The organism is Selenomonadales bacterium, from assembly GCA_017442105.1.
GTDB lineage: Bacteria > Bacillota > Negativicutes > RGIG982 > RGIG982 > RGIG982.
In genome coordinates this window covers 20,672-33,460 of sequence record JAFSAX010000027.1, presented here as the reverse complement: position 1 = coordinate 33,460, position 12,789 = coordinate 20,672, and the positions used below count along the sequence as shown (strand labels likewise).

At 49.8% G+C, this 12,789-nt stretch carries 12 protein-coding genes and 1 riboswitch; all 12 genes read left to right on the top strand.

The annotated features are described in order from the left end of the window. The first annotated feature begins 20 nt into the window (after window positions 1-20). The 12 genes from IJN28_01270 to IJN28_01215 all read left to right on the top strand — a co-directional run bounded on the left by IJN28_01270 (window position 21) and on the right by IJN28_01215 (window position 12,722). Window positions 21-1,241 (top strand): Zn-dependent hydrolase, encoded by a 1,221-nt coding sequence (locus IJN28_01270; GenBank protein MBQ6712402.1) that lies wholly within the window; start codon window positions 21-23, stop codon window positions 1,239-1,241. Window positions 1,242-1,361: 120 nt separating this feature from the next. Next, window positions 1,362-1,462: riboswitch (SAM riboswitch) on the top strand. Between the two features lie 65 nt (window positions 1,463-1,527). Continuing rightward, entirely contained in the window at window positions 1,528-2,715 is a 1,188-nt protein-coding gene (locus IJN28_01265) for an aminotransferase class I/II-fold pyridoxal phosphate-dependent enzyme (protein ID MBQ6712401.1), read from the top strand. 43 nt (window positions 2,716-2,758) lie between these two features. Then, window positions 2,759-3,583: a MetQ/NlpA family ABC transporter substrate-binding protein gene (locus IJN28_01260; GenBank protein MBQ6712400.1), complete on the top strand. Its 825-nt coding sequence runs from the start codon at window positions 2,759-2,761 to the stop codon at window positions 3,581-3,583. A gap of 22 nt (window positions 3,584-3,605) precedes the next feature. Further along, entirely contained in the window at window positions 3,606-4,649 is a 1,044-nt protein-coding gene (locus tag IJN28_01255; protein MBQ6712399.1) for a methionine ABC transporter ATP-binding protein, read from the top strand. Between the two features lies 1 nt (window position 4,650). After that, the gene (locus IJN28_01250; GenBank protein MBQ6712398.1) at window positions 4,651-5,298 is read left to right on the top strand and encodes an ABC transporter permease; all 648 of its coding nucleotides are present in this window, start codon (window positions 4,651-4,653) and stop codon (window positions 5,296-5,298) included. A gap of 28 nt (window positions 5,299-5,326) precedes the next feature. Next, window positions 5,327-6,142, top strand: coding sequence for a MetQ/NlpA family ABC transporter substrate-binding protein (locus IJN28_01245; protein ID MBQ6712397.1), 816 nt, complete (start codon window positions 5,327-5,329; stop codon window positions 6,140-6,142). 112 nt (window positions 6,143-6,254) lie between these two features. Beyond that, window positions 6,255-7,238: a hypothetical protein gene (locus tag IJN28_01240; GenBank protein MBQ6712396.1), complete on the top strand. Its 984-nt coding sequence runs from the start codon at window positions 6,255-6,257 to the stop codon at window positions 7,236-7,238. A 115-nt stretch (window positions 7,239-7,353) separates the two neighbouring features. Beyond that, window positions 7,354-8,328: a hypothetical protein gene (locus tag IJN28_01235; protein ID MBQ6712395.1), complete on the top strand. Its 975-nt coding sequence runs from the start codon at window positions 7,354-7,356 to the stop codon at window positions 8,326-8,328. Window positions 8,329-8,330: 2 nt separating this feature from the next. Then, on the top strand, window positions 8,331-8,801 hold the full coding sequence (locus IJN28_01230; protein ID MBQ6712394.1) for a methylated-DNA--[protein]-cysteine S-methyltransferase: 471 nt from the start codon (window positions 8,331-8,333) through the stop codon (window positions 8,799-8,801). A gap of 501 nt (window positions 8,802-9,302) precedes the next feature. After that, window positions 9,303-10,100, top strand: coding sequence for an electron transfer flavoprotein subunit beta/FixA family protein (locus IJN28_01225; GenBank protein MBQ6712393.1), 798 nt, complete (start codon window positions 9,303-9,305; stop codon window positions 10,098-10,100). A 15-nt stretch (window positions 10,101-10,115) separates the two neighbouring features. Then, the gene (locus tag IJN28_01220) at window positions 10,116-11,297 is read left to right on the top strand and encodes an electron transfer flavoprotein subunit alpha (GenBank protein ID MBQ6712392.1); all 1,182 of its coding nucleotides are present in this window, start codon (window positions 10,116-10,118) and stop codon (window positions 11,295-11,297) included. A gap of 33 nt (window positions 11,298-11,330) precedes the next feature. After that, complete coding sequence (locus tag IJN28_01215) at window positions 11,331-12,722, top strand: FAD-binding oxidoreductase (GenBank protein ID MBQ6712391.1); 1,392 nt, start codon at window positions 11,331-11,333, stop codon at window positions 12,720-12,722. The last annotated feature ends 67 nt before the right edge of the window (window positions 12,723-12,789 follow it).

Below are 12,789 nucleotides of genomic sequence, written 5' to 3'. Positions count from 1 at the left end.
TCTAAGTGAGGTGTCATATTATGACGGAAACGTTATTGAAACATAGAGTAGAAGAAATGATGAACGAGCTTGCCAAGCTCGGCAAAGACGAGAGAGGCTATACGCGCCTTGCGTTCAGCGATGCTGATATGGCGGTGCGCTCGTATCTCATCGGCGAGATGGAGCGTGCAGGTCTTACTGTGCGCGAAGATGCGTTCGGCAACGTATTCGCACGGACGAGAGGCAACAATGCACTGCCTGCCGTCCTCATCGGCTCGCACGCCGACAGCGTACCGCAGGGCGGTAACTATGACGGCATCGTCGGCATCGTCGGTGCCATCGCAGTCGCAGAGAAAATCGCAAAAGAAAAACTTCCTCGTCCAGTTGAAGTCGTTCTTTTTATGGCAGAAGAATCGAGTCGTTTCGGCGTGGCGAACCTCGGCAGTAAGGCGATGGTCGGCATGCTTCCCGAAGATGCCGCATCGTTTTATAAAGACAGCGACGGCCAAGCGCTCGGCGAGGTCATGGCAGAGCGCGGATTCGTTGCAGAGAACGCACCGTACAAAAAGAGAGTGCGCGCATTTCTCGAGCTTCATATCGAGCAGGGCAGTATCCTCGAATCACAGCTTAATCCGCTCGGCATCGTCACAGGCATCGCCGCCCCGCATCGCTATCGCCTGACGATAGGGGGCCGTGCCGACCATTCGGGTGCAACGCCGATGAACCTTCGCCGTGATGCGCTCACAGGTGCCTCCGAGATGATACTGCGTATCGAAGAACTCTCGCAGGCGAATGTGAGAAAAGGCGTCGTCGCAACCGTCGGACAGCTCGATGTACAGCCCAATGCGATGAACGTCGTCCCCGGCAAGGTCACTATGTCTGTTGACCTGCGCGGAACGGACGAGGATAACATCAACAGTCTTTGCATCGCGATCCTTGAGAACGTAGATGCCATCGCGCAGAAACGAAATCTCGGCGTACAGCTCGAAACGCTCACCGAAGAAGAACCCGCACTCCTTGACGAAGGACTTATCGCGCTCGGCGAATACTGCGCAGGCGAGATCGGTGAACGCACGATGCGTCTGGCGAGCGGTGCAGGGCATGATGCGCTCTACATGACGCGTATCGCTCCTGTCGGCATGATATTCGTCCCGAGCAAAAACGGCATCAGTCACAATGCTGCCGAGCATACGGATATGGCTGACATCGTACGCGGTACGAACCTTCTCTATCACATGGTGAAAAAACTTGCCGAAGAGTGAGGGCAAAACACGTGCCGACCGTTGATATGTAACGCTCGGAGGGCGATTTTTTGTCGAAATAAACTTGACAGAAAAAGTCAATCATGTTAAGATGTACACTATAAAATAACCGCAAAAATACTCTTATCGAGAGAGGTCGAGGGACTGGCCCGATGACGCCCGGCAACCGGCAGAGATGCAGTGGTGCCAAATCCAGCAGGCAGATGCCTGGTAGATGAGAGAAAAGACGACAGTAAACAAGCAAGACTCTTTTCTCTGTGAAAAGAGTCTTTTTTTGTACGAAAGGATGGATATCTTGAGAGATTTCACTTCATTCAAAGCAAAACAATTCACCGAATCGGTCATTCGTGAAATGTCGCGTGTGGCGAATAAACACCAAGCCATCAACCTTGCGCAGGGGTTCCCTGATTTTCCTGCACCGCAGGCACTCAAGGATGCCGCCCATCGTGCCATCGACAACAACCATAACCAGTACGCCATCACGTGGGGTACGAAACAGCTTCGTGATGCCATCGTCTACAAAGTACAGCGCGACTACGGCGTCACGCTCGATCCCGAAGGTCAGATCACCGTATGCTGTGGTGCGACCGAAGGCATGATCGCAACGCTTCTCGCGACGATCAACCCCGGCGATGAAGTTATCATCTTTGAACCGTTCTACGAAAACTACGGTGCAGACGTCGTGCTTTGCGGCGCGACACCGCGCTATATCAAGCTCAATGCACCCGATTACTCGTTCGACCACGATGAACTGGCAGGCCTTTTCAACGAAAAGACGAAAGCCATTATCATCAATACGCCGAACAACCCGACAGGCAAGGTATTCTCGCTTGAGGAAATGACGTTCATCGCAGACCTTTGCAAAAAGTACGACACACTTGCCATTACCGACGAGATCTACGAACACATCGTCTATGACGGTGAAAAACATATCCCGATGTGGACGCTTCCCGATATGTTCGACCGATGCATTGCAGTCAACAGCGTATCGAAAACGTACAGCGTCACAGGCTGGCGAATCGGTTTTGTAACGGCATCGCACGTACTTACCGATGCCATTCGCAAAGTACACGACTTTTTGACTGTCGGTGCTGCGGCTCCGCTGCAAATGGCAGTTGCCGAAGCGTTCCGTTTCGATGAATCGTACTACCAAGAACATCTCATCGACTTCTACGGTGCACGCCGCGACTACTTCCTCAAAGTCCTTACCGATGCGGGCTTTCACTGCATCGTACCGAAAGGCGCATATTACATCATGGCAGACATCTCGAACTTCGGCTATGATGATGATGTAGAATTCGCCTTTTTCCTCACCGAAAAGATTGGTGTCGCAGTCGTTCCGGGCTCGACCTTCTACCGTGACGGTGAAAAAGACGGCAAAAAATTCGTTCGCTTCTGCTTCTGCAAACAGATGGCGACACTCGAAGCGGCGGCAGAGCGTCTTGAAAAGCTCAAAGGCTACCGCAAAGCATGATTTCTGAAAAAATTTGCTTGACATAAAGAAAGAAGGGATTACAATGAATAAATGGTTAAAAAAATTCGTCTGCGTCGGTGCGGCGTGTGTCTTGGGTATGGCACTTTTTGCGGGCTGCGGCGCAGATAAAAAAGATAACGCATCGAATGCCGAAGTACTTAAAGTCGGTGTAACGGCAGGTCCGCACGCCGAAATTATGGACGAAGTCAAAAAAGTAGCCGCAAAGCGCGGTATGAAGATCGAAGTCGTAGAATTCAGCGACTTTGTACAGCCGAACATGGCACTTGATAATAAAGAGATCGCGATCAACAGCTATCAGCACGAACCGTTCCTCAAACATCAGATCAAAGACCGCGGTTACAAATTGACACCGGTCGGCAAGACGGTCATCTATCCGATGGGTATCTACTCGTCTAAGATCAAATCGCTCGGCGAGATCAAAGACGGCGCAACTGTACCGATCCCGAACGATCCGACGAACGGCGGTCGCGCACTTAAGCTTCTTGAAGCGGCAGGCCTTATCAAACTCAAAGACGGTGTCGGCTATGAAGCAATGGTCGTAGACATCGTATCGAATCCGAAAAACCTTGTTATTCAGGAAATGGAAGCGGCACAGATCACGCGTGCGCTCCAGGATGTTGACTTCGCAGTCGTCAATACGAACTATGCGATCGCAGCAGGTCTTGTTCCGACGAAAGATGCTCTCGTTATCGAAAGTTCCGATTCTCCGTACGTCAACCTCATCGTTGTTCGCACAGAGGACAAAGATAAACCGTTCGTAAAAGAATTCGTTTCGGCATATCAGTCGGACGAGATCAAAACATTTATCAACGATCACTTCAAAGGCTCGGTAGTCGTTGGTTGGTAACAGTAGGAGGCAATACAAATAAATGATAAAGATAGTAGACCTTGAAAAAACATACGAAGCCAGCGGCGGCCGCCGTGTAACAGCGCTTCGCGGTGTCAATCTTCACGTTGCAGAAGGTGAGATATTCGGCATCATTGGCGAAAGCGGCGCGGGCAAATCGACACTCGTTCGTTGTATGAATATGCTTGAACGTCCGACGAGCGGCAGCGTCATCGTAGATGGAGAAGACCTTACGAAAATGAACGACAGTCGTCTTCGTTCGGCACGCAAGGATATCAGTATGATCTTCCAGCACTTCAATCTTCTCTCGTCGCGTACCGTATTCGACAACGTCGCATTCCCGCTCGAACTCGTCGGCAAGAAAAAAGCCGAGATCGAAGCCAAAGTTCTTCCGCTCCTTGAGCTCGTAGGCCTTGCGGACAAACGCAATCAGTATCCGTCCCAGCTCTCGGGCGGTCAGAAACAGCGTGTCGGTATCGCGCGTGCGCTTGCCAGCGACCCGAAAGTGCTTCTTTGCGACGAAGCAACGAGTGCACTCGACCCGCAGACGACCAAATCGATCCTCAATCTCTTGAAAGATATCAACGAGAAGCTCAAACTTACGATCGTACTTATCACACATGAGATGCACGTAATCAAAGAGATCTGCCACAGAGTAGCCGTTATCGGCGGCGGTAACATCGTTGAAGAAGGCCCTGTTGCAGAAGTGTTCATGCATCCGAAACAGCAGATCACGCGCGAATTCATCAGCACTGTCATCAGCCACGAACTTCCGCCGTTCCTTGCGGATGTTGAACTGTCCGACACACCTGTTGAAGGCAGTAACCTTGTACTTCGTCTTTCCTTCGTAGGTGACAGCGCAGACGAACCTGTCATGAGCCGACTCATTCGCGACAAAGGCGTAGATGTCAACATCATTTACGGCAACATCGACCAGATACAAAACACAGCGTACGGCACGCTCATCATCGAGCTGTCGGGCGATGATGCAGATATCCAGGCAAGTCTCGACTACCTGCATCAGCAAAAACTCGGCGTGGAGGTGATCGGCTATGTTATCGCCTGAGATGAATGCACTTCTCCTTAAATCCCTCTGGGAAACGATCTACATGGTCGCATTATCGACCGTTATCGCAACAGCAGCAGGTATCCCGCTCGGCGTTATCCTCGTTTGTACCGACCGCGGCGGTATCCTTCAGAATCTCGGTATCAACCGTGTGCTCGGCTGGATCGTCAATGCAACACGTTCCACCCCGTTCATCATCTTGATGGTAGCCATCATTCCGCTCACGCGTATGATCGTCGGTACATCCATCGGTACAGCCGCGGCAATGGTACCGCTCTGCATCGCAGCCGCACCGTTCATCGCGCGTCTTGTCGAAACATCCTTAAAAGAAGTTGACGGCGGCGTTATCGAAGCAGCACAGTCCATGGGTGCAACTCCGTGGCAGATCATCACCAAAGTCATGATCCCCGAAGCGATGCCTTCCATCATCTCGGGTATCACCATCACCATCATCAACCTTATCGGTTGCTCGGCGATGGCAGGTGCAGTCGGCGGCGGCGGTCTTGGTGACCTTGCGATCCGCTACGGTTATCAGAGATTCCAAGCAGATGTCATGATCATCACCGTTGTCATTCTCATCATCATGGTACAAGTGGTTCAATCGGTCGGGGACTATGCCTCGCGCCGTCTGAATAAACGTAACCTCTAATCAAAAAAAGAAAAGGTGGGAAAACCTCATGAAAAAACTGATGCTCGTACTCGCGCTCTGCCTTACCGCAATGCTCGCATTCGCAGGCTGTGGCGCAGACAAAGCAGCAGCACCGGCAGACGGTAAAGCGACCATCAAAGTTGGCGCAACACCGGTACCGCACGCTGAAATCCTCAATATCGTAAAACCGATGCTTGAAAAAGAAGGCGTAGTAGTAGAGATCGTAGAAATGACTGACTACGTAATCCCGAATACGGCAGTAGCTGACAAACAGCTCGACGCAAACTTCTTCCAGCACAAACCGTACCTCGACAAATTCTGCTCCGAACGTAACCTCAAACTTACGAGCGTAGCACCGATCCACATCGAACCGATGGGTGTATACTCCAAAAAAGTAAAAGCCTTGAGCGAACTTGCTGAAGGTGCAGAAGTAGCGATCCCGAACGACCCGACAAACGGCGGTCGTGCACTCCTTCTTCTCGCGAAACATGGCGTTATCACGCTCAAAGACGGCGTAACGATCACGGCATCTGTAGCAGACATCGTTGCCAATCCGAAAAAGATCAAGATCACCGAACTCGAAGCTCCGCAGCTCCCGCGTGTACTCGATGACGTAGCGATCGCAGTCATCAACACCAACTTCGCTATGGAAGCTGACCTCATTCCGATGCGCGATGCTATCGTAATGGAAGACAAAGAATCCCCGTATGCAAACATCCTCGTAGTACGTACAGGTGACGAATCGAGACCTGAGATCCAGAAACTCGTCAAAGCACTCACCAGCCCGGAAGTCAAAAAATTCATCGAAGAAAAATACAAAGGCTCTATCGCAGCAACATTCTAAAAAGCGATATAAAGCATCAAACAGCCTGCCCGAATATGGGCGGGCTGTTTTTGTATCGACAGGAGCAGCATGAAGTGATATGATGAAGAAAAAACGAAAGAAGTGTACTGCTATGAAACGTAACATAAATTTGATCGGACTTTTGATGCTCTGTCTTCTCGTCATCAGTACCACCGCATTCGCATCGCCCAAAAGTGACTTGAAGCAAATATGGGAAGATCAGACCTTCGGCAACGCGCGCTATCATGTCATAGTCGATACGAAAATGGCACTGTTCGGAACGATAAAAAACAGCAGCATCATAGATGTCAAACGAGAGCCGTTCTTCATGCGCAGCGAAGACTCTATGACGATGTTCGGCAAGACAAGAACAACGACGAGCTATCTTCTTAAGGACGGTGACACGCTTCGCATCTATACGGAAGAGGAGAAATACACAGAGGACGGTACAAAGAACGAATGGGTATGCTATGAAGAAACCTTGCCGAGCGGTGACGTAGAAGAGATATCCTCCTTGCTCTTATCGTTCGACGAATTCGTTCGCAGTGTCAAACTGCTCGACAAAGATGACGACAAACAACTCTATCACGTAACGCTCGACGGACGCGCCTTTTATAACAGCATAAAAAAATACCATGAAAAAGAAGATACACTTCCGCCGGAAGGCGAGCCGACGACTGAGCCGACTGCCGAAACGGAAAAACAAAAAATGATGCGTAACCTTACAAAGGAACTGCTCGAAACGTGGAAGGATACCGAAGCTGTTAAAATGATGGTCATGGTAGCAGGCGGCAAGATCGTCGGCATGCAGACGCAACTGGCACCGCAGATGAACGCCATGACACATATTTTTGCAACAGCAATGGACACGAGCCAAGAAAATGAAGAATATAAAATGGGCGCGTTGGCAGAAGCATTCCTCAAAACAGATTCGATGAAACTTACCATCATCGAAGTCGGTGAGGCAGAATTCTCGGCTGTACCTGATGATATCGTAAAAACAGCAACCGCCAAAGGAAGCATATACGAGGCGAAGAAGGGAACGACTGTTCTGCAAGAAAAAAAGAGTACCGAGCCGACACCGAAAAATGAATAAAACGATGAAAAGCGACCTTTTTGGTCGCTTTTTTGTATTGCAGAAAAAATTGTGATACAATAAAAAGAACATATATCAGATGCACTCGTACTCAAAGTCAAAAGGAGGCGCACCCATGGGATTCATCATCATCGCCATCATCAGCATCGCCGCGTTCGTACTGTCTGTCCGCCAAGAAAAACGGCGCACCGCCAACATCGGACTGTTTTTCTTTGCGTGCGGAGCTGTCGTCTGCAGTCTGGAATGGCTCGACGGAAGCGGTTGGGCATATACCTATCTCCTCAGTTATCTGCTCCTCTTGTTCTCGCTTGCGAGCATCGTGTTCTCGGTCGTATGTCTTGTCGCCGCCAAAGAGCTGTACGATAAAAAAAGACCGCGCAAGATCGCCATGCTCTATGTCGGAGCAAGCCTCTTTGCTTGGGTGCTCATCGCGTTCTTTCACTATACGATCGGCGGTCCCTTCTTCGTCAGCGTATGGGACGCATTTTTGCACCTTCTTTTGATGATATCTGCCTACTTCGTCCTCTCCTTCGGCAGCCTCGTCCTCTATACCTTCCTTTCGCACATCATGCCCTCGCGCAGCAAATGGGACTACATCCTTATCGTCGACACCCTCACACCCGACGGCATTATGACGACGCGCCTTCGCCGTCGACTTGACCTTGCACACTCCATCTGCCAAAATACACACGGCAAGATGCCGCGCATCATCTTGCCGACACCCGAAGCCGCCCTTACCGCTGAAAACTATCTCGGTGAACGCGGGATCGACGCAGAACATATCACATACCTCGACACCGTCAATACTACGCTGCGCGCACGCCTCGCCGCAGTCGCCGACGCACCGCCTGCCGTCAAGCCATACCACTTCGGACTCATCATCACCGTAGACTATCTCGTCTGCCGTACTGCGCACGAACTCAAGTCACTCGGCCTTCACGGTGAAGTCCTCGGCTATCAGACGAGCATCGGACGCTGGGCCGTGCAGATATTGAACGAATACCAAAATATGATCTGGATACACAGACGTGCACTCATCGCAGTCGCCATCTGCTGGATCACGCTCTGCGCCCTCTCCTTGTGGTGGTGACCATGGCAGACAGAGTCATCGCATCGCCCATCGGCAACATCTACCTCGCCGCATATGACGGCGCACTCATCGCCGTCCGTACGCATCACCTGCCCGAATCCTGTCTGCAAGGAAACGAACGTGACGAGCGCATCTTAGACCAAGCCGAAAAACAACTCGGCGAATACTTTCGCGGAGAAAGACGTACCTTCGACCTGCCGCTCACTATGAAAGGCACACCGTTTCAGCATGCCGTCTGGCAAGCCACGATCACCGTACCGTACGGCAGGACTGCGACGTACGGAGATATCGCTCGCATGATCGGAAACGAGCGCGCCGCGCGTGCTGTCGGCATGGCAGAAAACAAAAACCCTTTTCACATCATCGTACCGTGCCACCGCATCATAGGAGCGAACGGACACCTCACGGGATACGCGGGCGGAACAGATATCAAAAGAACACTTCTTCTGCTGGAAAGAACAGCGGCGACATGAAAGAACAGACTGCTAAGGCAGAGGCTGTTCTTTTTTTGTAAAAAGCCGTCATCACCGACTGCCAAAACAGGCGGAGAACCCTAAAAAAATACCGCGCCGTCTTTGGCAACATAAGCGCAGGCATCAACGGCGATACCTCAAAAAAACAAGCTGTGACAGAAGCGAAAAAGAGCTTACGGCAAGGGACTTTTTCTGAAGTTGAAATTTTTTTAAAATTTTTACGTGGGACAAAAACGGACAAACTACGGACGCATCGTGCACCGTAAACCCCGCAGACCGCGCCAAATCAAGGCTGAACGCCTGCGTGGGACGTCATATAATAATGCGCATACGATCCTGTCCCACGAAACGTGAAAAAAAGAACTAAGCGGGAAGGTATTGTACAATATGATTCTTTTATGATAAAATAAAGCAGAAGGCGACTAAACAAATAAATGCTTTGTTCTGTCGAATCTACGATGAAAATGGTTAAAATGGTAACAAACAAGAGGGGGTTATTCTATGGAGATTATGGTTTGTGTTAAGCAAGTTCCTGGTTCCTCGAACGTCGAAGTAGACAAGGAAACAGGCGTATTGAAGAGAGATGGTTCCGACTCGAAAATGAACCCGTACGATTTGTATGCTGTTGAAACGGCACTCAAAATCAAAGAACAGACGGGTGCTAAATTGAAAGCCATCAGCATGGGACCGCCGCCGGCACAGGAAGTTCTTCGCGAAACTTTCATGATGGGTGCTGACGAAGCTTACCTCATCACTGACAGAAAATTCGGTGGTGCAGACGTTCTTGCAACGTCCTACACGATCGCAGGCGGTATCAAAAAAGCAGGCGAAGGCAAATTGCCGGACCTCATCGTTTGCGGTAAACAGACGACTGACGGTGACACGGCTCAGGTAGGTCCGGAACTTTCCGAATTCCTCGGAATTCCGATGGTACCGAATGTAACGAAAATTGTAGAAGTGAAAGATGCTTCCATCGTTGTTGAAATGGACCTCGGCCACTGCGTCGAAGTTGTTGAAATGACGTATCCGTGCCTTATCACGGTAGAAAAAGGTATCTACACTCCGAGACTTCCGTCCTACAAATTGCAGAAAGCTACGGCTGACAAACAGATTCCGTGGTTCACTTTGAACGATTTCGAAGACAAAGACGAAAAACACTATGGCCTCAACGGTTCGCCGACGCAGGTTAAGAGAATTTTCAATCCGGAACCGAACACTGATCGTGAAACTTGGGAAGGCACGACGGATGAAGTTGCGGAAAAATTGTTCCAGAAATTGATCGATTTGAAAATCGTGTAGGAGGGAAATAGTTAGATGGCTAAAATTGTAATTCATCAAGAACTTATCGCGGATAAAGAGGCTGTCATTGCTCTCTGTCCGTTTAAAGCAATCGAAGTTACAGACGGTAAAGTAGAAATCAACGCTGCTTGTAAAATGTGTAAAATGTGCGTACGCAAAGGTCCTGCTGGCGCATTTGAATTCGTTGAAGAAAAAGTTGAAGCGATCGATAAAAGCCAGTGGAACGGTATCTGCGTATACGTTGACCACGTTGACGGCGACATCCATCCGGTAACGATGGAACTCATCGGTAAAGCAAAATCCATGGCTGCTGTTATCAACCAGCCGGTATACGCTCTCTTTGCAGGCTACAACATTGCCGACAAAGCTAACGAGCTTCTCCACTACGGCGTAGACAAAGTATTCGTTTACGACGACAAAGAACTCCAGTACTTCCGTATCGAACCTTACACGGCAGTATTCGAAGACTTCATCAACACGAACAAACCGGGCACTTGCATCGTCGGTGGTACGAACGTTGGTCGTTCGCTCGCTCCGCGTGTAGCAGCTCGTTTCCGCACGGGTCTTACGGCTGACTGTACGGTACTCGAAATGAACCCGAACACGGACCTCGACCAGATCCGTCCGGCATTCGGTGGTAACATCATGGCTCATATCCATACGCCGAACCACCGTCCGCAGTTCGCTACGGCTCGTTACAAAATCTTCACGGCTCCGGAAAGAAGCGAAGAAGCTAGCGGCGAAATCGTAGAATGCAAATTGGCTGCTGAAAAATACGCTTCCAACATCGAAGTTAAAGAAGTTCACATCAAAGAACAGAAAAAATCGATCGAAGATGCTGAAGTACTCGTTGTTGCAGGTCGTCCGTTCAACTCGCCTGAAAAATTGGCTGAACTCGAAGCACTCGCTAAACGTCTTGGCGGTATGCTCGCAGTAACTCGTCCGCTCGTAGAAGCTGGTCTTGCTGACGCTCGTCTCCAGATCGGTCTCTCCGGTAGAACGGTTAAACCGAAACTCATCATCACTTGCGGTGTTGCTGGTTACATCCAGTTCGTTGCAGGTATGGACAAATCCGACACGATCATTGCGATCAACACGGATCCGGAAGCTCAGATTTTCGGCGTTGCACACTATGCAATCGTAGGCGACGTATTTGAAGTATTGCCGAAACTCGTTGAAAAACTCGAAGCGAAATAAGATCCGATAATTGACAAGGAGGGAATTACTTAGATGGAATATAATAAACTTGACCAAAAAGGCATTGACTTTTTGAAAGAATTGGCTGGCGACCGTGCGTACGTTGGCAGCGAAATCCATGAAATCTACAGCCGTGACGAGATCGTTCACAATGGTCCGTACCCGGATGCAGTAGTCGAAGTTAAATCGGCTGAAGAAGTTGCTGCAATCATGAAATATGCGAACGAAAACAATATCGTTGTCGTTCCGCGTGGACAAGGTACAGGTCTTGCAGGCGCAGCTGTTGCTACGCAGGGCGGTATCATGATCTCCACTGTTCTCATGAACAACATCCTCGAACTCGACGAAGAAAACCTCACGCTTACGGTTGAACCGGGCGTACTCCTCATGGACATCATCAAATTCGTTGATGAACATGACCTCTTCTACCCGCCGGATCCGGGTGAAAAATCCGCATCCATCGCTGGTAACATCTCCACTAACGCTGGTGGTATGAGAGCTGTTAAATACGGTGTAACGCGCGACTACGTTCGTGGTCTCGAAGTTGTATTGGCTGACGGCCGCATCATCAACGTTGGCGGTAAACAGGTTAAAAACTCCTCCGGTTACGCACTCAAAGACCTCTTCGTAGGTTCCGAAGGTACGCTTGGTTTCATCACCAAAGCTATCCTCAAACTCATCCCGAAACCGAAAATGGCTTGGAGCTTCCTCGTTCCGTTCCCGAGCCTCGAAGTTGCTATCGAAACGGTTCCGAAAATCATCAAAGCAAAAGTTATTCCGGTTGCTATCGAGTTCATGGAACGCAGTGCAATCGAAGCTGCTGAAGACTTCTTGGCAAAAGAATTCCCGGATAAATCCGCTAATGCTTACCTTCTCTTGACGTTCGACGGTAACATCAAAGAAGAAATCGAAAACGCATACAAAAACGTTGCAGAACTCTGCCTCGAATCCGGTGCGTACGATGTATACATCTCCAACACGAACGACCGCAACGAATCCATCTGGAAAACTCGTGGCGCGTTCCTCGAAGCTTACAAAGCTGAATGTAAAGAACTCGACGAGTGCGACGTTGTTGTTCCGCGTAACCGCGTAGCAGACTTCATCAAATACACTCATGAGCTCCAAGAAGAAGTTGGCATCACGATCAAATCCTTCGGTCATGCAGGCGATGGTAACCTCCACGTTTACATCATGCGTTATGACGAAGACGATGCTACTTGGGAAGCAAAACTCAACGAAGGCTTCGACAAAATGTTCGCTTATGCAAAAGAACTCGATGGACTTCCGTCCGGCGAACATGGTATCGGTTACATGAAAAAACCGTACCTCGAATCCATGATGGGTGAAGAATACATGACGGTTCTCCGCCAGATCAAAGGCGCTCTCGACCCGAAATGGATCCTCAACCCGGGCAAAGTTTGCTAATCAAACGACCTACAAAAGACACGCAGAAATGCGTGTCTTTTTTTCGTCTGAGTGGCGGAGTGTAATA

Coding starts and splice junctions, on each gene's coding strand:
- IJN28_01270 (MBQ6712402.1), top strand. CDS start 21: ATGACGGAAACGTTATTGAAACATAGAGTAGAAGAAATGATGAACGAG.
- IJN28_01265 (MBQ6712401.1), top strand. CDS start 1,528: ATGGATATCTTGAGAGATTTCACTTCATTCAAAGCAAAACAATTCACC.
- IJN28_01260 (MBQ6712400.1), top strand. CDS start 2,759: ATGAATAAATGGTTAAAAAAATTCGTCTGCGTCGGTGCGGCGTGTGTC.
- IJN28_01255 (MBQ6712399.1), top strand. CDS start 3,606: ATGATAAAGATAGTAGACCTTGAAAAAACATACGAAGCCAGCGGCGGC.
- IJN28_01250 (MBQ6712398.1), top strand. CDS start 4,651: ATGAATGCACTTCTCCTTAAATCCCTCTGGGAAACGATCTACATGGTC.
- IJN28_01245 (MBQ6712397.1), top strand. CDS start 5,327: ATGAAAAAACTGATGCTCGTACTCGCGCTCTGCCTTACCGCAATGCTC.
- IJN28_01240 (MBQ6712396.1), top strand. CDS start 6,255: ATGAAACGTAACATAAATTTGATCGGACTTTTGATGCTCTGTCTTCTC.
- IJN28_01235 (MBQ6712395.1), top strand. CDS start 7,354: ATGGGATTCATCATCATCGCCATCATCAGCATCGCCGCGTTCGTACTG.
- IJN28_01230 (MBQ6712394.1), top strand. CDS start 8,331: ATGGCAGACAGAGTCATCGCATCGCCCATCGGCAACATCTACCTCGCC.
- IJN28_01225 (MBQ6712393.1), top strand. CDS start 9,303: ATGGAGATTATGGTTTGTGTTAAGCAAGTTCCTGGTTCCTCGAACGTC.
- IJN28_01220 (MBQ6712392.1), top strand. CDS start 10,116: ATGGCTAAAATTGTAATTCATCAAGAACTTATCGCGGATAAAGAGGCT.
- IJN28_01215 (MBQ6712391.1), top strand. CDS start 11,331: ATGGAATATAATAAACTTGACCAAAAAGGCATTGACTTTTTGAAAGAA.